General features: G+C 51.9%; 15 protein-coding genes. 5 read left to right on the top strand and 10 right to left on the bottom strand.

The features are described from left to right. Window positions 1–12 precede the first annotated feature (12 nt). Window positions 13–1800 (top strand): arylsulfatase, encoded by a 1788-nt coding sequence (locus HG66A1_RS17085; protein ID WP_145186487.1) that lies wholly within the window; start codon window positions 13–15, stop codon window positions 1798–1800. A gap of 7 nt (window positions 1801–1807) precedes the next feature. Here the strand turns inward: HG66A1_RS17085 and HG66A1_RS17080 are convergent, their stop codons facing one another. The 4 genes from HG66A1_RS17080 to HG66A1_RS17065 form a co-directional block, all read right to left on the bottom strand. After that, the gene (locus HG66A1_RS17080; protein ID WP_145186484.1) at window positions 1808–2068 is read right to left on the bottom strand and encodes a hypothetical protein; all 261 of its coding nucleotides are present in this window, start codon (window positions 2066–2068) and stop codon (window positions 1808–1810) included. A gap of 184 nt (window positions 2069–2252) precedes the next feature. Next, entirely contained in the window at window positions 2253–3032 is a 780-nt protein-coding gene (locus HG66A1_RS17075; protein ID WP_145186481.1) for a TPM domain-containing protein, read from the bottom strand. Next, on the bottom strand, window positions 2974–3774 hold the full coding sequence (locus HG66A1_RS17070) for a TPM domain-containing protein (RefSeq protein WP_145186478.1): 801 nt from the start codon (window positions 3772–3774) through the stop codon (window positions 2974–2976). The genes HG66A1_RS17075 and HG66A1_RS17070 overlap by 59 nt, the downstream gene beginning before the upstream one ends. Before the next feature lie 52 nt (window positions 3775–3826). After that, complete coding sequence (locus HG66A1_RS17065; RefSeq protein ID WP_197996636.1) at window positions 3827–7789, bottom strand: PQQ-binding-like beta-propeller repeat protein; 3963 nt, start codon at window positions 7787–7789, stop codon at window positions 3827–3829. A gap of 336 nt (window positions 7790–8125) precedes the next feature. On the opposite strand from HG66A1_RS17065, the gene HG66A1_RS17060 reads away from it, so the two are divergent. Then, on the top strand, window positions 8126–9454 hold the full coding sequence (locus HG66A1_RS17060) for a leucine-rich repeat domain-containing protein (protein ID WP_197996635.1): 1329 nt from the start codon (window positions 8126–8128) through the stop codon (window positions 9452–9454). A gap of 18 nt (window positions 9455–9472) precedes the next feature. Further along, the gene (locus HG66A1_RS17055) at window positions 9473–10375 is read left to right on the top strand and encodes a uracil-DNA glycosylase family protein (protein ID WP_145186470.1); all 903 of its coding nucleotides are present in this window, start codon (window positions 9473–9475) and stop codon (window positions 10373–10375) included. Between the two features lie 20 nt (window positions 10376–10395). Here HG66A1_RS17055 and HG66A1_RS17050 read toward each other — a convergent pair whose 3' ends face one another. The 3 genes from HG66A1_RS17050 to HG66A1_RS17040 all read right to left on the bottom strand — a co-directional run bounded on the left by HG66A1_RS17050 (window position 10396) and on the right by HG66A1_RS17040 (window position 12975). Further along, entirely contained in the window at window positions 10396–10920 is a 525-nt protein-coding gene (locus HG66A1_RS17050; RefSeq protein WP_145186467.1) for an HPP family protein, read from the bottom strand. A 334-nt stretch (window positions 10921–11254) separates the two neighbouring features. After that, window positions 11255–12283 carry an alpha/beta hydrolase family protein gene (locus tag HG66A1_RS17045; protein ID WP_145186464.1) on the bottom strand — a complete coding sequence of 343 codons (1029 nt, stop codon included), beginning with the start codon at window positions 12281–12283 and terminating at the stop codon, window positions 11255–11257. Window positions 12284–12309: 26 nt separating this feature from the next. Further along, complete coding sequence (locus tag HG66A1_RS17040) at window positions 12310–12975, bottom strand: TlpA disulfide reductase family protein (RefSeq protein ID WP_197993520.1); 666 nt, start codon at window positions 12973–12975, stop codon at window positions 12310–12312. A gap of 149 nt (window positions 12976–13124) precedes the next feature. Between HG66A1_RS17040 and HG66A1_RS17035 the strand changes: the two genes are divergently transcribed. After that, complete coding sequence (locus HG66A1_RS17035; protein WP_145186457.1) at window positions 13125–14366, top strand: c-type cytochrome; 1242 nt, start codon at window positions 13125–13127, stop codon at window positions 14364–14366. Between the two features lie 8 nt (window positions 14367–14374). Here HG66A1_RS17035 and cls read toward each other — a convergent pair whose 3' ends face one another. Then, complete coding sequence (cls, locus tag HG66A1_RS17030) at window positions 14375–15805, bottom strand: cardiolipin synthase (protein WP_145186454.1); 1431 nt, start codon at window positions 15803–15805, stop codon at window positions 14375–14377. A gap of 270 nt (window positions 15806–16075) precedes the next feature. Here cls and HG66A1_RS17025 point away from each other — a divergent pair, with 270 nt between their 5' ends. Then, window positions 16076–22228: an alpha-2-macroglobulin family protein gene (locus HG66A1_RS17025; RefSeq protein ID WP_232106595.1), complete on the top strand. Its 6153-nt coding sequence runs from the start codon at window positions 16076–16078 to the stop codon at window positions 22226–22228. A 6-nt stretch (window positions 22229–22234) separates the two neighbouring features. On the opposite strand, the gene HG66A1_RS17020 is transcribed toward HG66A1_RS17025, so the two are convergent. After that, on the bottom strand, window positions 22235–24211 hold the full coding sequence (locus tag HG66A1_RS17020) for a glycosyltransferase family 39 protein (protein WP_145186448.1): 1977 nt from the start codon (window positions 24209–24211) through the stop codon (window positions 22235–22237). Between the two features lie 156 nt (window positions 24212–24367). Then, window positions 24368–24766: a hypothetical protein gene (locus HG66A1_RS17015; RefSeq protein ID WP_145186445.1), complete on the bottom strand. Its 399-nt coding sequence runs from the start codon at window positions 24764–24766 to the stop codon at window positions 24368–24370. Between the last annotated feature and the right edge of the window lie 126 nt (window positions 24767–24892).

Genomic DNA, 24892 nt, shown 5'->3' with positions numbered 1-24892 from the left:
GAGGCTGTTTTCATGAAAATACGACGTTTCCTCCTGACTGCGGTTTTGGGTCTGAGCTGTCTGATGTCTCTGAATGATGCCCAGGCACAGGAACCAACCAAGCGCCCCAATATCCTGCTGATTATGGCCGACGACCAGGGATACTGGGACACGGAAGTTGCTGGTAACCCTCACATTGAAACGCCTGCTTTAAAACAGATGGCGGCGGAAGGGGTCACGTTCACACACTTCCATGCAAACATGGTTTGTGCTCCCACACGCGCCGGATTGATGACAGGGCGACATTATCTGCGGACCGGACTTTATAACACCCGCTTTGGTGGTGATACGCTGGGGCGGAATGAAACGACGATCGCACAGGTTCTGAAATCAGCCGGCTATCGAACGGCGCTGTTCGGAAAATGGCATCTCGGACGTTATTCTCAATATCAGCCGCACCGGCGGGGTTTCGATCATTTCTTCGGTCATTACCATGGTCATATCGAACGCTATTCCAACCCCGATCAGGTGGTGGTAAACGGGCAACCGGTCGAAACGCGCGGCTATGTTACGGATCTGTTTACCGAAGCGGCGATCGATTTTATTAAACGCGACCAGCAGCAACCCTTTTTCTGTTTTCTGGCCTTCAATGCACCACACTCCCCCTTTCTCCTGGATACAACTCACTTCGGTCAACCCGAGGGGGACAAGCTGATTGAGAAATACCTCGCCAAGGGGCTTCCTCTCCGAGAAGCACGCATCTACGGAATGGTGGAACGCATCGATCAAAATCTCGATAGATTGTTCAAAATGCTGAAGGAACAGGGACTGGATGAAGAGACGCTGGTGATTTATACCAGCGATAATGGAGGCGTCAGTAAGGCGTTCAAGGCGGGCCTGAAAGGGAGCAAGGCGAGTGCCTATGAAGGGGGGACTCGAGTGCCTTTCGTCGTCCGCTGGCCCGGTCAGATTCCAGCAGGAAAACAGACCGACGCGCTGGTGGCTCAGATTGATCTGTTTCCCACGTTCTGCGAACTGGCGGGAGTCAGTATTCCCGAAGGTGTTGACCTTGATGGAAAATCCATCCTCTCTCTCATGCAGCAGGGGGGAGGTGAGTCGCCTCACGAGTACCTGTATCACACCTGGGACCGTTACACACCGAACCCCTGGCATCGCTGGTCGATTCATGGTCCACGGTTCAAGCTGGTAGGACACGATCCTCAAGGCAAAAAGAAACAGCAGGAGCCGGCTGGTCAGTTGTATGACCTCACAGCAGATCCAGGTGAGACCAAGGACGTCTCCCGGAAATACCCCGAAGAGGCTTCCCGCCTGCGAAATGAGTTTCACCGCTGGTTCGATGATGTGACCCGGGGGCAGGAATATCAGCCGGCTGCGATACCTGTGGGAGATCCTACGGAAACTGTCGTCGAGTTACAGCCGAGCTGGGCCATCATTGATGGTGACGGACTCGAGTATTCGTTCGACGGGTATGACTGGGATACCCTAGATGGCTGGAAATCCAACAAGACTACCGCTCATTGGCAGCTGGACGTACTAAAGCCAGGCCGTTATGAGGTCGAACTCAGCTATGGGTATCGTTCAGAACCCGCGACAAGCGGAACTCTGCTTCTGACAGCGGGGGATCAGAGTCTGAGTTGTAAGCTCCCCATGACGACCAGTCAGAATGTCTTCATGAAAAACATAGCTGGGACACTGGATCTGTCTCAGGGAAAACAGAAGCTTACAATTCGTGCCGCCGCCCCTGAGGGGATTCAGGGACTGCGACTGAATTCAATCTGGCTCAAAGCATTACCTGAATAAATCAGGATCAGAGTGACTTACGAATTCGCTGGAAGCTTTCCTGGATCTCTTTGCCGACATTCCACAGCGCATCTGCTACTCCGCCCGCTGATTCCGAGACGGCATCTTTCATCGGTTTATAATCGTCTTTCAGTTTATCAAACCGACCGGTGACCTGCTCCCACTCGTCCTGTGCTTCCTTCTTTCCCAGATGAATTTTCAGGGCCAGCTCATCGCGTTGCTGTTGCAGAGCACCAATCAGTTCTTCCATGCGATTGCGGTTAGTCATGGTCATGGTTCCTTACTTTGGATCATTATCTTGAAAACAAAGATCAATGGGTCAGATTGATTCTTGCTTAGTTTTAACAGCTCACTACTGACATTATACCAGTTTTCCGAGGAAGTCGACAGCCGTTAAGTTGCAACTGACGAATATTTAATGGCTTACATCAGTTGTCTACCTTGGGGCTTTGTCAGTCAATCAGAACCAGGGTATCCTGCAGTTCGTTTTTATCGTCTGAGGCACGAGGCAGGGGCGTCGCTGCCTCGTCGCCAATTTCTCGAATGACTTCACAGATCGTTTCAGCTGCCTTCCCTGAGTGGAGACCTGCTGTCAGTTTTTGGCAGATCTGATCAATGAAAGTCTGCCCCAGTTTGTCGATGACCGCCTGGTCAGCCAGTGCTACTGCCACATGTTCAAACAGGGAGATGTAGATGAGTATTCCGGTCCCCCCTTCGGTATGATGTACGCGCTTATCGAAAAAGATCTCCCGGGCACGAGCGGCGACTTCATCCTGCATCTGTTGGCGGGGTGTAAACAGACGACGAAGCCAGCCGATGCGGCTTCCGGCAATCGCTCCCAGAATAAACGCGATGACCATCGCGAGGGCTGCCAGAATCAGTTCGACAACGACGGGTAAACCACCCCAGTCACCTGCCGGTCCCTGAACCCGGGGAAAGTAATACCAGAAGCCCAGTGCTGTGATAACGGTCAACCAGAGCCCCACAACGTCCTCCGGACGATCGTAGCGACCTGACGTGGTTGCCAGTACGGGGACAATCTCACAGGATGTTTTACCCTCGGCATCAACAACGGCCTGCTCAACCTGCTTCTGTTGTTCTCCGGTTAAAAAGTTAAATGCGCTCTGCATGGAAATGAGCTTTCGATCTGGAAACTGGGGAATAACGATCTGGTTACCACGAGCCGGTGGCACCGCCACCACCGGAGAAGCCACCTCCGAATGAGCCGCCACTGAAACCGCCTCCTCCACCTCCCCGGTTGGTGAGCATCTGGTAGAGAATCGTGCCGATCACCGCAAAGATAACGCCCCAGAATAGCCAGGCCCAGCCACTGGATCCGCGGCGGATTAAAGAGACGATGGTAAAAATGGCCAGCCCAATCACAACTGCGATGATGACGTAGCTCCAGGCAGATTGTGGCTTGGCAGGCATTGCCAGCTTGCGCGCCATTTTATCAAGGGCTTCGACGCCCGCCAGAATTCCCTGTGAAAACTGTCCCTGTTTGAAATGGGGGATAATATAGTCGTCCATGATTTCACGGCACTTGGCATCGTCTTCCCGCCCCCAGCCGGCTCCCAGCTCAATGCGTGCCTTGCGATCATCTTTAGACACCAGTAACAGAATGCCGGTGTTCCAGTCCTGATCATTCAGTTTAGCGTGTCCGATCTGCCACTGGTTGAAAAGGATCGTAGCAAACGTTTCGATCCGCATATCAGCGCCGCCGTACTTGGCCATCGAATCGATGGTGACAACAATGATCGGCGTCGCCTTATCGGTAAGCAGCTTATCGCAGATCTCCTGGATCTGTTTCTTGGTCGGTTCATCGATCATGCCGGCCAGATCGCGAACGAATTCACGATCTCCCGGCGGTTCGAGCGTTAATTCCAGGGCATGAACTGAACTCAGCCTGCTGAAACCGATTACAGTCAGCGTCAGAAAGACGACGAGGTATTGATACTTGTGTTGGGATTTCACGTAATCTCGCTTGATTCAGAGAACTGACTTCAGTGATTGAACTGAATTCAGTCTATGAATCTGTGCGGATAATTTCAATTCCACTTAACGCGGCCGGCATCTGCTCTGCCGCTTCGTTTTGCGGGACCAGTTCAAGATGTAGATTGTCTTTGACTGGAATACCTTCGAATTTCCGAACCTGGATGCCCTGTTTTCCGTGTGGGTTAAAATCTTTCTGTACCACTTTACCCTGCAGTTTAATCGTAAACAGGGGGGCAGCCTGAGAGTCATTCACAGAGACGGGTTCCAGTTCCGAGAACGAGAGCTGCACCGCATAGTTGGCAGGTGCATCATCTTTACCCAGCAGCGGAATCGTACATTCTTTCAATCCCCGTGCCCAAGATGTATAGACCCAGGGAGGTTCTGCTTCTTTTACGGGATGAGTAATTTCATTCAGGCTGTTGTACCCACCGCCACTATTGAATTTCGGGCTGATATCAAATTTGAAGTCGAGCCCTGTTTCACGACTCGGGGTCGGACGCGGATATGCCATCCAGACAGTTCCGCGGGCATCCCGTCGGTCGCCAGGGGCTCCCATGTTAAGTGCCATATGATCGACTGGTGTTTTCGGTCCGACCGAGCTGAAAATAGTCCAGTGTTTTCGTTCTTCGCGCGGTTCGAGCACAATGGTGGAAGAGATTGAAAACAGACAGACACAGCCGGCACTCGATTCCGGGATCATGACCAGACCGTTGGCTGGGATCGCGTTGATCCAGCAACCCGTACGATGGCCCGCGAAGTGACGGGTACCTGCATCTTTTTCCAGGTCATAAAAGCCGGTGAAGCCGGAACGGAACATCAACAGGTTTTCGGAAGCGGCCAGCATGCCGCAATGATGTCCTTCCCGCATGATACTCCAGGGAACTTCTTTGCCGGTCAGCGGGTGTTTCCGCATGTGCTGTAGGCCGGTGTAGAGGTCGTAGGACCAGGGTTCGGCAATCACCTTGTCACCCACGATGATGGGACGATGGCGGTAGTTGGCGTCCTTCTTCCAGAGAAGGGCACCATCGTTTGCATTCAGAGCAACGAGTCGACGTCGCGAGAAATCGCCAGCGATAAACTGTTTCCAGTAATGACCGTTGGCATTGGCGCCACAGAGCAGCAGAACGTTGTTCTGATAGAGCAACGTAAGTTTTCCGCCCCCGATGCCAATTTCGCTACAGTCAGTCACATCGACTGGGGTGGACCAGAGTTTTTTGCCCGATTTGACGTCGAGGGCGACTGCTAAACGCAGGTCCTGTTTTTTCAAGCGGTCTTCTGCGATTTCCCGTTCTTTCCCGGTCAAATCTTTCAGGTGCGATTTGTCCTGACGGAGAATCTCTGCCCGCTGCTCGCTGGAAATGGAGCTGTCGATGAAATATGCGGCTTCCGGACCTATGGCGATGGTGTGATGCGCGATGCTTTTGCCCTGATAGGTCCAGGCAGGTTTACCTGTTTTGACGTCGATTGCAAAAACGGCGTCCGTTGAATCTTCAGTTCTGCGACCGCGGCGGATCTGCCGGGCAGCGAGTTCCTGGCGAGTCGTCGCGGTACCGAACAACAAGCCGTCCTGGTAGGCGAGGTATCCCCATTCGTGCTTGCCATCATTGAACTGCTCGGGCAGGGGGATCTTAGTGACCGTTTTTCCCGTGGCAGCATCCAGTTGATAACAATATTCTTTCATCATGAAGAACAGGCTGTCTTCACTGGCGACCAGGTTTCCGGGGTTCTGGTTCTGAAAGACACCGGTACGGATGGCCTGGGGGTTTTCACGTTCCCAGAGAAACAGTCCGTTATAGGCATCGAAGGCCATGATGGTGCTTTCACCCTGAATGAACAGGCGGCCGTTGATTGCCAGAGGACCTACTGCCCCTTCATGGCGGTTTACCATTTTCTTTTCACCGGGGTCGCCAAACCAGAGCACACCCAGACCACCTCTGACGAGTTGATCCTTGCTGCTGGCGGTATTTCCCGGATCAGCATACTGATGTGACCAGCTGCCGGCTCCTGGAAGGGCTCTTCGGATGAGCAGGGCGTAGCCATCCTGAGTCTTAATCTCTGCGGTTTCGGTAAGGCCGGTATCTTTGAGCCAGCCTGTCAGACTGGCTGAATCTGTTGTTGCTGATTTCGGGTCGGCGGGGGTTCCCAGACAGATAGTGCCTCCCAGCGGTTTGACATGCGTGGCGACATCCTGGGGAATCCCGGGGACTTTTCCTGTTTTGAGCAGTGTGTCTGAGACAATCAGATTTGCAAAGTAGTGTGAATAAGGTAGCGGCGAGAGTTCGGTCTGATGGAATGTGATCCGATGTCCGTAGTAGCCTGCCTGACTCAGTTTTTCCCGGGCCGCAGCAACTTTGGCCGCATCGGGTTCGATACAGTAGATTTTCAACTTTGAGTTGCGGGCCAGTTCGTAAGCCAGCTGTCCTTCTTCAGCACCCAGAACCAGGCAGAAGCCGTTCTGGACTCCCGTATGCTTCAGGATGTCCTGAGCAGCCTGCTGGTAACGGACTGATGTTGTATTTTTCGCATATGGGTTTTCTGTTGAGACTGTATCGAGTTCCGTCAGCTTTTCAGTCGGAGTACTTGAGGAACCAAAACCGATGATGTCGCCAGCGGATGTGCTGACAACCAGCTGACCATCAGAAACAGCCAGGCCTCGAGCTTTCCCTGTGACTTTCAATGTCTGCAGGACCTTGCCGGAATCGGCTTCGAGAATCAGCACCTGCTCCTGACCGCCGGCGATGACTTTATCTCCCGCCACGATCAGTGAGTCACGGGCAACGATTGGCTTCTCCCAGATGACTCCTGCTTGAGTGTATTGTTTATTTTCTTCCTGTAATTTCTTGATCTGATCCCGGGCCGCTGTGGCTTTGTCGCCTTTGAGGCTGCGAAGTTTACGGAACAAACCGTTGATGGTCATTTCATTAGCGTGGGCCTTCTGAGAACCTTTTGCATGCTCAAGTCGATTGACTTTCAACAGGCTCGTATCTGTAGCCAGGTAAGCGTATTCATCTTTGACAACCATCTGTTGTCCGTTGATCCAGGCAAAGCCCACGTCGCCTTCATCCTGAGTCAGGGCAAGAATGTGGTGAGCACCCATCGAATAGATCTGACCATCAGCTAACAGTGCCTGAGTCCCGCCGACAACACCACCCGCGGTGCTGCGCCAACTGTAAGATCGATTGTGTTCCTGTTCCCCTGTCTTTTTATTGAAGGCAGCGGGAAGAGAACGACCAGAGGGGAAAAACAGGAATTCGTCATTGGCCAGAATATAGCCTTGGGGAGAGAGTTCATTTCGACCAGCGCTGGTCTGACTCAGATTATCGATTTTCCAGATTACTTTTCCGGAATTGGCATCAACGGCGTACAGGTAAATATTTTCATGGGGAAAAATGCCGGCACCGAAGTAAGCGATTCCCTCGTCGATCAGTACGTTTGTGCGGACGGGCCAGCGGGAGACCATTTCTCCACGGGCGATAATCATTTCTTCGTTCAGCCCTGCCCGCAGTTTCCAGATCTCTTTTCCAGTCGCTGCGTCAAGGCAATACACGAATCCATCATCGGAGCCAAAATAGACTTTTGCCTGATGGACGGTAGGGGAGAGACGAATCGGGCCGCCGGTAAAGAAACGCCAGACTACCTGTCCACTTTTCAGATCAACACAACGCAACTGATGATCGACCGAGGATCCGAAATAGACCTTTCCTGCTGAGATCGCGACCTGAAAGGCATCGTCAAAATCGACCCGCGATTCCAGATCGTGGCCTTCGATGACCCGTTCGCCGGGGTCGGTCTGGCCAGTCTGAGGTGCACTTGGAGCAGAGTATTGCCAGACAGGGACCAGGGGAGTCTGAACGCTGTCCGTAGTGGCACCAGCACGCTCCCGATCCATGAGATAAGTCGGCCAGTCTTTCGCTGACAGCTCATGCCCGGGCTGAGTTAAAACAGAGACGAGGGTAAGCAGACAGAGGGTGAGGAGGGGGAGTCGCTGTTTCACTGATTGATCCTTCATAATCTGGCGGAGATCATTCCGAGCCGCCTGTTTGAGGGGGCGGGTAATAACCAAGCTAACATATCGATGGATATTGATGCCATCGAGTATACCGGGGCTGGTCGTGGAATCGCAAGTAGTTGCAGAAAACAGACGCTTTGAATTGCAATGTTTCTGGCAGGGCTCTATTTTGGGGATCATTGTTAGTTTTGTGAGTGCGTTTGGTGAATCTTTGATTTTGAGTCAGGGAACGCTGGCCTGACACTCGCAATCAGCTCACGATTTATCAAAAAATCGGTACCTGAAGTGCGTGTCCAATTGAAATCTATGAGGGATCTCAGGATGAAGAATAAGATATTACTTTCTCTGGCAGGTTTGTGTCTGTTTAGCGGCTGCCCCGCTAACAATCCTCCGTCTGATCAGGGACAGCAGAAACAGGAACAGCCGACAGAAGGTAAAGAACAGAAAACCGCACCAGAGAAAGAAGCGACGGTAAAACCCGATGATCCTGAAGCGGTCAAAGCCTTCAAAGCTCTGGATGCGAAAATGGTAACCTCCGACGATGGGCGGGTGCTCATTCTCGATTTGAAAGGGACCAACGCCAAGGACGAAGACCTGAAGCATCTGGCTGGTTTGCCTTCCCTGGAACGGCTGATTATCTGGGGGCCAAATTTTACCGATGCAGCGACCAAAGAGATCGGTAAAAAGAAGGGGCTCTGGTTTGTCAGTCTGGAAAGCACGGCCATTGGAGATGCAGGGGTCAAAAATCTTGCCGACCTGCAGGATCTGCAGGTACTCTCATTGCGGGCGACCAATATTACCAACGATGCACTGAAGACAGTCGCACAGTTTCCCAAGCTGAAAGACCTTGATCTGCGTTTCAATAAGGAAATCAACGACGAAGGAATGCCGCTGATCAAAGATATGAAAAACCTGAGAGTGTTGAAGGTCCAGGCAACTCAGGTGACCGATGACGGCATGAAAGATGTCGCTCAACTACCAAATCTGCAGCGACTGAATACCTGGGGACGCAACATCTCAGATAAGACGTTGGCTCTGCTCAAGGATAAGAACCTGGTATCACTGGAACTGGATGATACAGAAATTTCTGATGAAGGACTGCAGCATCTTAAGGGGATGACCAATATGGAAGCCCTGCATCTCCGTCGCGACTTTGTGACGGATGCCGGCATCGAAAATATCAAAGATATGAAGAAACTGCAGACACTGCATCTGCGTGATACTGTGGTCACTAATGAAGGGATGAAGAATCTATCGGGACTGACGGAGCTGACCTATCTCGATCTGGATGAATCGATGATCGGGGACGAAGGGCTGGAGCAGCTCAAAGATTTGAAAAAACTGACCCGTCTCGGCCTCTGGGGTACCGAAACTACTGATGAAGGTTTGAAGGTGGTCTCCGGATTTACCGATCTGAATCGGCTGAATCTGGAAGGTACCCAGATTACCAATTCTGGTCTGGAGCATCTCCTGCCCCTCAAAAAACTCGAATATCTGAACCTGAGCAAAACGGAAATCGGTGATGAAGGATTACAGAAACTCACAGCCTTGAAGAATCTCAAGGAAGTGCAGGTCAGCTTCACCCAGGTGACAGATGACGGGATCAAGAAGTTCAAGGAAGCGGTTCCCGGTTGCAAGGTCAAGCATTAAAGGATTGGTAGAGAGCCGATGTCTGATCAGGAACAACAGCGGGCACAACGGGCCGTTCGTCAGTTTATGCAAAGCTGGCAGCGTTCCGGGCTGACGCATATCAAACATATCGAGCCGGCGCCCGTGGTTTCTGCGCCTGTAGAAGTTGTTCCACCTGCTGTCCCTGAATCGAAAACGCCGCTGCGAATACGTCCCGCTGAGCCTGAGACTCCACCCGAACGCACACCGGTCTCCCCGCCAGAGCCAGCAGTAGAACATGTTGTTGAACCGGTTGTTGAGACCGCAGACCCGCGAAAGGAAATGAGCGTGCCCCGAACAACGAAATCGAGACTTTCCAAGGCAGATCGCCAGGCACAACTGGATATTGTGGCTGGGGAAGTCTCTCAATGTCGTCAGTGCCCGGAACTGGCTGAGACACGCACTCAGACCGTATTTGGAGTCGGGAATCCAAGTGCAAAAATCATGTTTATCGGTGAGGCACCCGGGGCGGATGAAGACAAACAGGGAGAGCCCTTCGTGGGACGGGCAGGGAAGCTGCTGGATAAAATTATCGAAGCCTGCCAGATGAAACGCAGCGAGATCTATATCGCGAATATTCTCAGGTGTCGGCCTCCTGGAAACCGGAATCCGTCTGATCAGGAAGCGGCAAACTGTCGAGGCTTTCTCGATGCTCAGATCGAGATTGTCGATCCGGATTACATCGTCTGTTGGGGGTCAGTGGCTGCAAAGAATCTGCTGCACTCAGAGCTTCCGATTGGCAAGATGCGCGGGCAGTTTTACGAATATGGTCGGGCCAGAGTCGTGTGTACCTACCATCCGTCCTACCTGCTGAGAAACCCATCCGCCAAGAAGAACGTCTGGGAAGACATGATCTTACTGTTCAAAGATATGGGCATCGACCTCAAGACAACTCAAAATTAGGAGCTGTGAGGTCTTTTCGGCTAGTCGTCAATCAGACCATGCAACTGCAGCAACTGGCGATGAGAATTGACTCGATTCAGGTGTGGCGGATTGATGTCGTGCGTTGAGGAGTGAATTTCCGTCGTGGAAGACACTTTCACTTCCTGCTCTGTGTCGCAGTCGACTTCATCTAATGTCAGCATCAGGCGGAACAGGTCGCGGCAGGTCAGTTTTCCGATCAGCAGTCCCTCGTCTGTCACAGGCATACAGCTGTTGCGACGATCACGGAACAGCGGAGCCTGCAGCAAGGCATCGTCGTCCGGTGAGAGGGTTTCCAACTGAACATGCATGATGGATTCAACCGGAGCATTCATGTCAGCGAGCTGCAATTTCTGTTTCAGAAAGTTGTACTCGGGGACAACGCCGACCAGTCGCATTTGATGGTCGGTCACGTAGACTTCAGGCGATTCTGCTTCGATCATGCGCCGGGCGGCTTGCTGAAGAGTTGTTCCCAGTGGCACACTGACCGGACTCTGGGTCATCAGATCACGAACTCGTACCTGCATTGTTTCTTCCTTGGCAATGACCTGTTTTGAATGGTTTCAAAACGGTTTCTACAATAGGGACGGATGAAATCGGTTTATCTCACAGGGGAGATTGAAAATTACAGGCCCACTGAAAAGTGGTTCAAGTCCACAGCTAAAAGAGCAATAGTCTTCAACCAGCCTTTCAATCAAAGATAGGTTGCCAGGAAACAACATGATGCATTTTCTCAACACATTCTCTCGAAAAGCGGGGAACTGTGCGAAAACCATGCGGGTTGTACAGGTTGTATCGAGAAGATCTTTGAACTGAATGAGCTTTCAGTTAGAGAGCATATTACTGACCGCGTCACTGCTTTTACTGATAGCGCTTGAGAATCTCTTCTGCGACCTGATAGACGACTTTCGGCCCCGTGGTCGCTTCAATGTGTCCCAGTTTGTGATGCGAGACCCTGGTGCCCCACTGATCTGCCAGCTCAGCGATCCGCAGTGAGGGGACAAAGCGATCAAAGTCGGCGATATGCAGACGAATCTGATCTGGAGATAACAATGGTTGCCACTGATTCAATCGTAGTGGTTTACAAAGCGTTTCCAGTTGAGCTTCCTCAGGCGGATCATGACTGGCGCCACGGCGGATTGCATTTACTACAGTGCCCCCTTCATCAAGGATTCGCAAGAGATCGACAGGAGGCGTAATCGCATGCGCGAATTCAAGGTTTTCCACCAGCAGAGTCGCTATCAGCGTTAACCAGGCCCCGTGACTGATGCCCATCAGACCGATACGATGTCCCTGAGACTGGAGTGTCAGAATCAGACTCCAGAGATCGAGAACTCCCTGCCGGGCGACCATCAACTGGTGGTCGATATTTCCCCCTGCGATTAACTGGCCAGGTCGGTATCCCGGAGGAGTGCGTCGGAAATTGAAAGGGCTGTCCAGCATGACCACATCGATCCCGTGTGGCGTTAATCGTTCCGCCAGCCTGTTAAAGCTGCGGACCCCCAACTGCACAATTCCATCAACGGCGACAACGGTCAGGCGTTCCGGGTTGTTACTCTGCGTGGATTGAACGGTCGATTTCCAGTGGCGACCTTTGACGCGGTCATTTTCAGGAAATCCGCTGGCGACGCTGGACTGAAACCTGAAGTCTTTTACTTCCGCAGAGGGGAATGTAGTCTTGGAGACCGGACGTAACTCGGACTGATACTCCAACTGGGCTGGATCCGGTTTCGGAGAAAAAAACTGGTCTAACTCACCACTCTGGAGTTCCGGCGTGGTTTCACGCGCACTCGAGACCACCAGCGGTTGCTTTTGGTAGTAGAAGAACCGATGCAGGAGATAGAAACCAACAACCTCATCCAGGCAAGTCGACCAGAGCTTTTGAAACATGCAATAAACTCGGACTGGGGAATGTCTTATTCCGGTTTCTGTTTGAGGGCTGCTTCGATTGCTGCTTCAATATCTGCCTGCGTGATTTCCTGGCTGGGGTCTGCAAAAGAGAATTTCTTAACCAGTTTCCCACTGCGGTCGTAGATACGGTAGTGCGGGAGCGCGCCGTCATCGATTCCAAAGGTCTCCATCGGATCCTTGTCATCAGCTGCGGTCGCCAGGACGTTAGTGAATTGCGCTTTCTGCTTTTCGAGAAATTCGCGAACGGCTTTCTGAGTTGCCTCGTCTGATTCATCCATGCTGACCGAGATGACACTCAACCCCTGATCGGCGAGTTTCTGATTCCATTCCACCGTATGGTGGAAATTCTTGACACAGGGAATACACCAGGTTGCCCAGAAGTCAACCAGAACGACTTTACCCTGCTGTTGCTTGAGGATCTCTTCAAAACCGGCAGCATCGCTTAAGGTCAGTGTGATATCTTCTGTCTTAGCAGGTTTGGCTTCGGGAGCAGGTTTGGCTTCGGGAGTTGCTGTCTCGGAGGGAGCAGCTTCGGGCTGCGGCTCAGTTTTTGTCGTTTCCTGGCTTTCTTGTGACGAGCAGCTGAATGTGAGTAGCAGCAGGCTGCAAACAAAAGCGGCGCGAAACAGACTTTGCTGACGAAGGTTGTGTATCAGTTTTGTAAGGATCATGGTTCGTCCCTGAAAAGTGTAATTAATCGGATATACCTGTTCGAATTTTAAACAAAAACGGAAAAGGAGCATAGTGTGAAGCGGGTTTCCTTCAGTAAGATTAAAGAGTCCAATAATTATTGAAATGTCTTTTTAATCCGAGTCCCTTTATGAATCTCCCTGGCAAAACGTTTCTGATCTGCACGGTATTGAGTCTCTCGCTGTTAGCGGATCTTCGCTCACCTCTCCGAGCCGGTTCACCAGAGATCTCCGTACAAATTGAGCGATTGGAAAACACCTGGTTGTATGAAGTCGCGGATGGTGACTATCAGATTCTGGTGGAAGGAGAACCTCTGAAACGCATTACCGGGGCAGAGCTACCTGCTTTACGCGATCTGGAGATCAAGTTACAGAAACAGAAGCAGAAAGATCCTCGGGCAGCGCAACAGCTCAATGCGCTGTTGATTGCCATGGGACGCATTGCGGACGAACCGACTCTGATCTACCTGCATGAACTTTTCGAATCCTATCCCGAGCGACGAAATGATGTGGCTGAGGCGATCAGCTGGTATTCACAGGAAAATCAGCGCCGGGACGCCGACTGGCGAATTCTCGTTCGGTCGTTAAATATCGTCGAAGGAAAACAGGCCCGGGCCGTGATGCAGGCATTGACTCGCTTTCACAGGCGATCCAACAAAGCACAATGGATTCGGCAGGTGATTCTGGTCGGGCTGCAGCAGAATCCTGAGGGACAGGCGATTGCAGTGAAACTGCTGGAGCACTGGACTGGACAACATCCCGAACAGTCGGGAGAAGCTGCTTCATCTCCGCTCGTGGCCTGGCAGAAATGGTTTGCTCTAAAATATCCAGACGAACTTCCCGCGGAACTTCCTGTGGAATCAGAGGACAGCCGCTGGAAATATGCCGGCCTGTTGAAAGAATTGAAGAACGAGTCGACTAAACCGGCTAATCTGAAGCTGGGAGCTGAGGCGTTTGTAAAAGCGACCTGTGTCAAATGTCATCTCTTTGGAAAAACAGGTGAGAAAATCGGACCTGATCTGACTCATGTCAGCAGGCGTTTCCAGCAGAAGGAGATCCTGCAGGCGACCATCTTTCCTTCCCATTTCGTTTCCGAAGAATATCCCACGTTTACCATCATTACCAGTGCCGGTAAGTCTCATACCGGCATGATGGGCGCAGCGGGACCCGATGAGATCATGTTGCTGACCAGTGAAGGGAAGCGGCAGCTGATTAAAAAGAAGGACGTGGATGAGATCATTCCCGTCAAGAAATCGTCGATGCCGGATGGGCTGCTGAATTTACTGACGAAAGCCGAGGCCGTTCAGCTGATTCGCTATTTGTCCCGACTGCCTGAGGGGGCGTCAGAAGCCTATCGGCATACAACGCGATAGGCGTGCCGTTACATGACGGGCGCAAACAGGCGATAGATATTCTGTTTTAATATCACCAGTCTGCTGCGTTGATCCCATTCAGCTTCAGTGATTTTGGTCGCATCCAGCAGGTCCTGTTCACAGGTTTCTCTCAGCCGCTGGGCAAACTTGCGGTCATAGATTGCCAGTCCGACTTCGAAATTGAGAATCAGGCTGCGGGAATCAAAGTTGGCGGTCCCCACGAGGGACCAGCAGCCATCGATCGTGAGTGTTTTGGAGTGCAGGATTCCCTTGTTGTACTCATAGATTTCCACACCGGCATCGAGCAGCGAATCATAATAGGAGCGGCCGGCATGTACGGTCGAGGGATTTGCTGACTTACCGGAAACCAGCAGTCTCACATGAACTCCCCGCCGCGCTGCTGATTCGAGCGCGGTTGTTAATGATTCTGGCGGGACGAAATAAGACGTCGTCAGTAACAGACTCTCGCGGGCTTCATTGATGGCGGCAAACATCAGGGTCAGGAAAACATCTGCATTTTTTTCCGGCCCGGAACAGAGCGTCTGTGCTGTGACGTTCCCATCGGTTTCCGGATGGGGAAAATACTGCGAATGAGTCAATGCTTCTCCGGTGGCGAAGAACCAGTCTTCTGCAAACACCTGTTGCAGCTGCAGTGTTTCCGGGCCTTCGATTTTGAGATGAGTATCGCGCCAGAATCCAAGATTCTGATGCTGCCCCAGATATTCATCTCCGATGTTCATACCACCGGTGAATGCCACGTTCCCGTCGACAATCACAATTTTACGATGGTTACGAAGATTGATCGACCAGCGTTCGCGAATTGAGGCACCTGGCAGGAAGGGGGCGACCTGTATTCCTGCGGCAATCATCGGCTTGAAAAAGTGGTTCCTGAGATTCATTGACCCGAAACCGTCGTAGAGAAAGCGAACTTCAACGCCTGCTTTTGCTTTTTCTATCAGCAGGTCGCGCAACATGGTGCCTGATTGATCGGGTTGCCAGATATAGTATTCCAGGTGCAGGGAATGTTGGGCGTTCAGAATTGCCTGTTTAATCAGTCCCAGTGTGCGGTTGGTATCTGTCAACAGTTCGATACTGTTGCCATAGGTGGGCACAGTATGGGCGATGTTCTGTGCCAGCCGCATCAGATTCTGATTCAGGACCAGGTACTCATCATTGGAGAGCAGCTGGTTTTGGATGATCTGGGGGAGTTTGGGAGCCAGCGACTGATTGGCCCGCTCTTTCGATCTGGAACGTCGTTGAACGCGGTTGATTCCGAAGAAGAGATAAATGATACCACCTAGACCGGGGAGCAGCAGAATACTTAGAATCCAGGAAACCGTGGAGACGGGGTGTCGTTTCTTCTGCAGCAGGATGTGGGGAATCAGCGCCAGTGTAATCAGGTAACCGGTAAGTGAGATTGTCGCTGTAATCCAGTCCATCGAAGAGTCTCTCGAGCGCCAGGAAGCATAATACATGCAGGAAGATCAATTTGATTCAGGATTATGCAGTAATCCACTGGTTTCTCCTACCTTGTTTTTCTGTATGGCTTGAAAATTATGAGAATTTCGGGAACTCGGCGGGAATTCCGTTCGTCAAACCAACGCGAAATATTATGATTCCCGTCTGAAGCACTTCAAAATTAAACACATCTTGATACAGGTCCTGCAATGTTAAAGTTATCCATAAAAAAACACCTTCTCTGGTCATGCATGCTGGTTAGCCTGACCTCGCTGGGAGTTTATCTCTTTGCGGCAGAAAAAAGTCCGCCCGAAGCCCGTTCGCTGGCAGATTCCTATCAGAAACAGGGGAACTACCGGGATGCCTGGGAGCTGTATCAGAAGCTGGCAACCCGACAGGACAGTTCAGCAACAGAGGTGGTGCATGATCTGCAGGCAGGCATCCAGTGTCTGCAGCGTTTGAATCGCGTCAGTGAAATCGACGCGTTTCGAGAAGCAATTCTCAAAGTACACAGCGACGAACCGCTGGTTCTCTCCCGTCTTGCAGAAACACTGATTCAGGGACCATATTTCGGATATATCATCGATGGTAAGTTCATCCGCGGTCACCAGCGGGGTGGCAGTCGATATGTGAATACACGGGAACAGGACCGTCTCCGGGCCTTACAGCTGATGAGTCAGGCGGTTGAGGAATTGAAGACTTCCAATGACCCGGCGCTCGCAGCCCAGATTTATGCTGACTATGCCAGATACCTGATGTCAGGCCGCCAGGGACGCGCTGCCTGGAAGCTTCAGATTTTGACTGATCTTGAGGCAACCCCCGACTACCAGAGCGTCGGGGCAGAACCTGGTAACTGGTTTCGGGGTGAACCCAGCGGAGGGCCGGACGGGGCGCCCGTGGATGCGAATGGCAAGCCCGTTTACTATCGAGTGCCCGAGTCCTGGGAGGGAGCGGCTAATGATGGAGAACGCTGGCGCTGGATGCTCGCGGAATCAGTCAAACAGGAGCCCATGCGGGAAGCGCGTGTGCTTCTGGAAGTCGCGAATTTTACCCGCAGTCAGTTTGGCGTACAGACCCTGCAGCAATATTTTCCCCTGCTGTACCGGACTCGCGCGATGGACGATGCCAAAGAGGAAGAGCAGGTTAATCCGTATTCTCTGGAGAGTCTGAAAGGATCCGAAACCCTCGCACGTCTGTCAACGGGAATTCAACGCTTCGAGTTGCCCGCCGATCAGAATTATATTCTGCTGTATCAGAAGGTGATCTCACTGGGTAAAAGCAACCAGGCCGAAAACGCACTGGCTCAATTGACGAGTGTCTTTGAGAACCGGAGACAGTATCCAGAAGCTGCTAAATACCTGCAGCAGAACATTCAAGAGTATGGTGATCCCGGGCAAAATAAACAGAAACATCTGAAGCAGATTGTTGGCAACTGGGGAGAATTCGCGCCCACTCAAACACAGGCCGCAGGTCAGGGGGCTAAGGTCGATTATCGTTTCCGGAACGGTAAGCAGGTCCATTTTGAAGCGTATCAGATCAACGTTGCTGAATTGTTGAAAGATGTCAAAGACTATCTCAAGTCACATCCGGACCGCCTGGACTGGAATAAAATCAATATTTCGAACCTGGGATATCGTCTGGTTCAGGAACAGCAGAAAAAATATCAGGGAGAACTGGTCTCTCGCTGGGATATGAAACTGGAACCTCTGGCAGGACACCGGGACCGTCGTGTGACTGTCGCCACCCCGCTGCAGAATGCAGGAGCATATCTGCTGATCGCGAAAATGGAAGACGGGAATACCAGTCGGATTGTCGTCTGGCTGGATGATACTGTCATCGTGCACAAGCGGATGGCAGACCGGACCTTCTATTATGTGGCTGATGCCCGCAGCGGGCAGGCGGTGCCCAATGCGAATCTGGAGTTTTTTGGATATCAGAACAAATACGTCGCCCGTAATCAGCGACAGACTCTGACCGCCAGTTTTGCAGAGCAGACCGATGAAAACGGTCAGGCATTTCCTGAAGAGAATCTGCTGAAACGCGAGTTTCAATGGATTGCCATCGCCCGTACGAAGTCAGGTCGATTTGCTTACCAGGGGTTCGATCGATTCTGGTACCAGCCGTCCCCCCAGGAACAGTATCAAGTCAACAAGATTTATGGGATCACCGATCGTCCCGTCTACCGTCCCGGCCAGAAGGTCGATTATAAATTCTGGGTCCGGAACGTGGGTTATGATCTTTCAAGATCAGAAGAAGCCCTGTTTGATCAACGTGAGGTTACATTAAAGCTGATCGGGCGAGATCAGAAACAGATCTTTGAAAAAACGCTGACAACCGACGAATACGGCGGTGCAAACGGGGAGTGGGAGATTCCCAAAGATGCCGCTCTGGGCTCCTATAGTTTTGTAGTCGAAGTCAAATATGACTTTGCATCGGGGAAAAATCGAAATCGCAGATTTGCTTCGTCGTTCTCGTTCCGCGTTGAGGAATATAAGAAGCCGGAGTACGAAGTCTCAGTCGAGGCACCTGATGAACCCGTGGCGCTGGGAGATACTATTAAAGCCAAAATTAAGGCAAAGTACTATTTTGGCAGTCCGGTGATCAACGCGGAAGTCAAATACAAAGTAACGCGCACCTCTTACGAGCAGCACTGGTATCCCTATGATCCCTGGGACTGGTTGTACGGATCCGGTTACTGGTGGTTTACCGGTGATCATCCCTGGTATCCCGGATGGGGCCGCTGGGGATGTATTGCCCCCGGTCCGTGGTGGATCCATCGTCGCTCTGCACCACCAGAAGTCGTCATGTCGAATACGGTTCCGATTGGCAGCAATGGTGAGGTTGAAATCGAGATCGATACAGCACTGGCGAAAGCCATTCACGGTGATGAAGACCATCGATATGAAATTACAGCGGAAGTCGTTGACGAGTCTCGGCGTACGATCGTGGGAAAAGGATCGGTGCTGGTAGCCCGTGAACCTTTCAAAGTGTTTGCCTGGATGAATCGGGGGTATTATCGGGTTGGCGATTCGATGACGGCCAGCTTCAAGGCACAGACTCTCGATCAAAAACCGGTCCAGGGAACCGGGAAGATCGTGTTATACCGCATTACCTACAATCAACAGGGAGAACCACAGGAAACGGCGGTCCAGGAATGGGACGTCAATCCCCAGGAGGACGGCACAATCACTCAAAAGATGTCCGCGGCTCAATCCGGACAATATCGAGTTGCCTGTGTTGTAACTGACAAGCAGGGAAAGCAGATTGAAGGGGGCTCCCTGTTCACGATCCGAGGTGAAGGATTTGACGGCAAGGAGTATCGCTTCAATGACCTGGAAATTATTGTCGAAAAGAAGAATTACCAGCCGGTGGAAAAAGTTCGTCTATTGATCAATACGAATCAGCCGGGTAGCACCGTTTTGTTGTTCTTGCGTCCTGTGAATGGAGTCTATCAGAAACCACAGGTGCTCAAGCTGGCTGGAAAGAGTACTACTTATGAGCTGGGACTGACGCGCAAAGATCTACCGAACCTGTTTGTGGAAGCTGTAACAATTCACCAGGGGCAGGTGTTTACCGAAGCACGTGAAATTGCCGTTCCACCAGAAAAACGGGTGGTCAATCTGGAAGTCGAATCTTCTGAAACCGAATATAAGCCCGGTCAGGACGCGACCGTGAAGCTGAAGGTGACCGATGCGGAAGGAAATCCGGTTGAGGGTTCCCTGGTGGTGAGCGTCTATGACAAGAGTGTGGAGTACATCAGCGGCGGTTCGAATGTGAGTGACATCAAATCGTTCTTCTGGAAATGGAAGCGCTCACATCACCCTTTGACCTACAGTAGCCTCAGTCGGAGTTTTCATAACCTGCTTAAGCAAGGTGAAGTCGGCATGCAGATGCTGGGGGCTTTTGGAAATCTGATGCCTGCGAATGCTGATAAATCGGATCAATTCGGAGTCATGGAAGGCCCGGGGCCGGGTGTCTTACCAGCTATGAAGTCTGGCAGAGCAACCCCCATGGCGGGAGTCCCCCTCAGCATGGCCCCTGCCGAAGAAAAGGCAAGTGAGTTACAGGCAGATGCTGCTGTGGCTTCGGCAGGATCTTCAGCTGTAGTCGAACCAGCCGTTCGTCAGAATTTCGCAGATACCGCCTTTTGGAATGGCGCGATCAATACGGACCAGGATGGATTAGCTGAGGTCTCCTTTAAGATGCCCGAGAATCTGACCAGCTGGAAGATTCGCAGCTGGTCAATGGGCACAGGGACCATGGTCGGTGAAGGTCAGCGTGAAGTTGTTACTCGTAAAAATCTGATTATCCGGCTCCAGGCTCCCCGGTTCTTTACAGAGACTGATGAAGTCGTGCTGAGTGCGAATGTGCATAACTATCTGAAGACATCCAAGGATGTGAAGGTAGTGCTTGAACTGGACGGCGATGCGCTGGAACCGCTGGATGAACTGACTCAGACGGTGACGATTGACGCGAATGGCGAGAAACGGATTGACTGGCGCGTCAAAGCCTCGCGTGCCGGTTTTGCCGTGATTCGTATGAAAGCACTGACCGATGAGGAATCCGATGCGATGCAGATGACTTTCCCGGTCAAAGTACACGGAATTTTGAAAACAGAATCTTTTACCGGCAGTATTCGTCCCGACGATTCTTCGGCTCAGATCAGTTTTCAGATTCCTGGCCAGCGGACGACAGAACTCAGTCGCCTGGAACTTCGTTATTCTCCCTCTCTGGCAGGAGCGATGGTCGATGCACTGCCTTATCTGATTTACAACCCCCATAAAACGACGGACTGCACCCTGTATCGTTTTCTGCCAACCGTGATGACCCAGAACATTCTGAAACAAATGGGGCTGGATCTGAAGGAGATTGAGCGGAAACGGACCAATCTGAATGCCCAGGAAATTGGCGATGATCAGAAACGGGCTGAACAGTGGAAACGCTATGGTCAGAATCCGATCTTCAATCAGGGTGAGGTGGATTTGATCGTGAAGCAGGGCGTCGCAGATTTGACCAGTATGCAGCTGTCTGACGGCGGCTGGGGCTGGTTCTCTGGCTGGCAGGAACGGTCGTCTCCCTTCTTCACTGCCCGAGTCGTACAGGGGCTGGCCCTGGCTCAGCAGAGCGATGTTGCGCTGGTGCCTGGCACTTTGGAACGCGGCGTCGAGTGGTTGAAGAACTATCAGCAACAGGAAGTTCGGAAGCTTCTGAATGCGCCAGCTAAAACGAAACCCTATAAAGAATATGCGTCCAACCTGGATGCCTATGTATTCCTGGTTCTGGTTAATCAGGGCGTCACCAATGAGCAGATGTATGATTTCCTGTATCGGGATCGTACTGAATTGTCGGTCTATGCCTTGGGGATGCTGGGACTGGCGTCTCATAAGCTGGAACGACAGGATCGGCTGGCGATGCTGATGGATAATATGGACCAGTACCTGGTACAGGATCCTGAAAATCAGACCGCCTATCTTAATCTGCCAGAAAACAACTGGTGGTGGCACTGGTACGGTAATGAAGTGGAAGCGAATGCCTACTATCTCAAGCTGTTGTCGAAAGTGGATCCGCAGAACCCCAAAGCGGCTCAGCTGGTCAAGTATCTGCTTAACAATCGCAAGCACGGCACCTACTGGAGTTCTGTGTCTGACACTGCGATCGCAGTCGAAGCACTGGCCGAATACTGGACAGCCAGTGGAGAAGATCAACCCGATCTGACTCTCGAAGTTTACCTGGACGGTGAGAAACAGAAAGAGGTGAAAATTACTGCCGCCGATCTGTTTACCTATGACAACAAGTTTGTTCTGGAAGGGGATGCATTGACTGGGGGGGCCCATCGTCTGGAGATCCGGAAGCAGGGGCGGGGGCCGGTATACTATAATGCTTATGTGACTTACTTCACGAAGGAAGACTTCATCACAGCCACAGGTCTGGAAGTCAAAGTTGAGCGCAAGTATTACCAGCTGATTCCCGAAGACGCAGACATTAAAACGTCCGGCTCGGAAGGTCAGGTCGTCGACCAGCGCGTGGAGAAATACCAGCGTCAGGAAATCACACGTGAGACTGCCCTCAAGAGTGGCGACCTCGTGGAAGTGGAATTGATCTTCGACAGCAAAAATGACTATGAATATCTGGTATTCGAAGATTTCCGCGCCGCTGGTCTGGAACCGGTCGAACTTCGCAGTGGATACTCCTACAACGGACTGAGGAACTATCAGGAATTTCGGGATGACCGCGTGGTCTTTTACATCCGACAACTGCCCCGCGGAAAACATAGTCTGAATTACCGGTTGCGAGCCGAAATACCCGGGAAGTTCAGTGGCTTACCGACTACGGGCGAGGGCATGTACGCTCCCGAACTCAAAGCCAATTCCGACGAAATGAAACTGCAAATCATCGATAAATAATCGAGATCAGATCGGCTCCCAGATGGTACCATTCCATCTGCTGAGCCGATTCTGTTTTGCATCGTACAGATAGAGCGTGCGTTGCGGGAAGATTTGCTGCACGCGGGCAGGGGGATACTGAGCGGGAAGGTAACGACCGGTCAGGATCTCCTGTTGTTTGAGGTCGGGCGAGTTGATGACGTAGTCGATGTGTCGGTCGTGCGGATCGTGGGCGATGAGCATCAACGCGGGACGTTTGATTTGCGGATGATGATTCAGCATCTGCTGAAACTGAAAATGTTTGAGACGAGAGAAGGCGACATTGCTCACGATGATTTCCAGTTTGGAGACACCCCAGAGTGGGGGCAGGACCGTCAGGTTAGTCAGGAAGGCGGCCAGCATCATGGCCAGCCAGAGAACGCTCATCAGGGGGCGGTCGATTTGTTGCCAGATCCGAAACAGCGTCTGCGTGGCGCGGGCAAAAATCAGCGCCCAGAGCGGGCCGGTTTCGAAGACGTAATGCCAGTGCATGATGCCGTCATACCAGTAGGGGATGTGGACAACGTGCAGTGATATGATGGAAGCGAATACCAGCCACCAGCGGGACCACTGTTTCCATTCGGTCAGTAAAAAGACAAGTGCAGCCAGGGAGAGGGGGATAATTCCCAGCGTCCACTGCAGGCTGGCCAGAAATCGGTTCTGTATATTCTGAACAGCCAGAGCCGGCGTCAGGTTTTCGGCCCACTTGTCGTAATTATCCAGGACTTTGGGCCCCAGTTTCTGCTCTCCCCGGATGACATTATTGAAACCATACACGTGCCGAGGAGTGTAGATGTCGGTATAGAGCTGATAGGGCATCTTCCAGCCGCTACCGGTGATAGACTGATTATACAGAAACAGACAGATTAACCCGCACGCCAGAGGCAGCGCCAGTCCCGCCACAGGCAACCAGATTTGCCGGGTTGAGCTTTCAGTTTCTGTTTTCTTTATTTTTAGCAGACACCAGCGGACCAGTTGAACCGCCTGCCTGATTCCAAACGGCAGGGCAAAGCCGGCCGCCGTCATGGGGCGACACAGCATCGCGAAACTGAGTCCGAGCCCTGCCAGTAAGGCGTCCCCAAACGAACTGGTTCGCTGCATGCGCAGGTAGGCCCAGAGAAAGAGGGACAGTCCGACCAGTGTCGGATGATGGGCCAGTAACAGGTTACTGAAGATCGCCATACCTGGTGAGAACGCAATGATCAGGCCGCCCAGTAAGCCGACGCCATTCCCTCCGAGCTCTCGTGCTGCCCAGAAGAAAAAGAACGTGGTAACCGCACCCGCGAGCCAGTACCCCCAGTAAGGATGTCCCCAGGCAAGGAACGGAGCGAGCCAGAGCCCCGTTCCTGGGAAATAGCGGCTGGCCATGTTCCCTTCGTTGAGGACGTGGACCTGATCGAACAGTTCCGGTGCCTCCGGATGACTGGGAAATGAAGTCCGTCCCGCCAGTAAGGTTTCGGTCTGAAAAAGGTAGCTATATTCATCGTGATAGGCAGGGGGAAGGTCGCCGAGAGTGAGTTCTCGTTCGGTATCCACAATATGATCTGCAGTCCAGCCGCTGATAAAAAGTGACGTCAACGCCAGGAGCAGGCTGATCGAAATGGCGAACCAGTCCCATTGTTTGTCACTTCGCTTTTTCTCGACCCATGCCAGGGAGAGCCGGGGGCGCAGAGCCCGGGAGAAGAATCCCCAGTGGAGGGGGAGTGGCAGCCACCAGCAGAGTGGGCTGAAGAGGAGCAGTATGAAATACGGCGTTGTGTCGACATTCACGTACAGAAAGAAGCGGGACAGCCAGGGGAGTTGCAGATTCTCGGATTCAACCCGGTTCCATTCATAGGGGGCCAGTAAGGAGAGCAATCCGATCAGGAACAACAGATGGATCAGCGGGATCCAGCGGGAGGGGGATGTAGACGTTGTATCCGCTCCCGAGTTGGGCCGGGAGGAAGGTTGCTGTTTCGAATTCATGAATCGTATTGATTTCTGCGGATTGGAACCTGCTGCGAGTTCAAAGGAAAATCATAGATTTCTATTCCTTAAAGAGAGTATAGCTGTGCCGATTGGAAAAAAGAAAGGCGTGATCTCCGAGTAGACCACGCCTTTTTCAGGGAACAGAGACAGATCTCAGTTATTCTTTTTAGCGGCTTTCTTTTTTTCGATCTGAGCCAGGATTTCTCCCAGAATCGTTTTCTGTGAGGCTGAGAGTACTTCCGCACACTCGGCGTCTTTTTTCGCATCGATTTCAGCGAGCTGTTTCTTCAGGCTGTCGATCTGGGCTTTATAGTCCTTCTGTATTTTATAAATCTTCTCGCGCTGGTCATCCGTGAGATTCAGCTTTCCATAGTGATTGGGTAAGCGGACTTTCCGTTTGGCAGGAGCCTTTGTGCCTTCCGTTTTTTTAGCGGTGGGCTTAGCAGACTCGCCCTCTTTTTGCTGAGCCGGAATAGAATCGGCCGTACAGACGGTGAATGCGATCACTGTGGACAAAATGGCAATCATTTTCAAAGCATGCTGTTTCAACATGGCTTTCCCCCTCGTTAAACAACTGGAAATTGTAAACCGCCCCCATGGGGGCCACGTGTATATTATTGTGTACACGTGGATTTTTGTGTTCAACTGTTATAACCGAGATAATCTGAAAAAACTGAT

This window comes from Gimesia chilikensis, from assembly GCF_007744075.1.
GTDB lineage: Bacteria > Planctomycetota > Planctomycetia > Planctomycetales > Planctomycetaceae > Gimesia > Gimesia chilikensis_A.
This window is presented reverse-complemented; position numbering and strand designations above follow the sequence as displayed.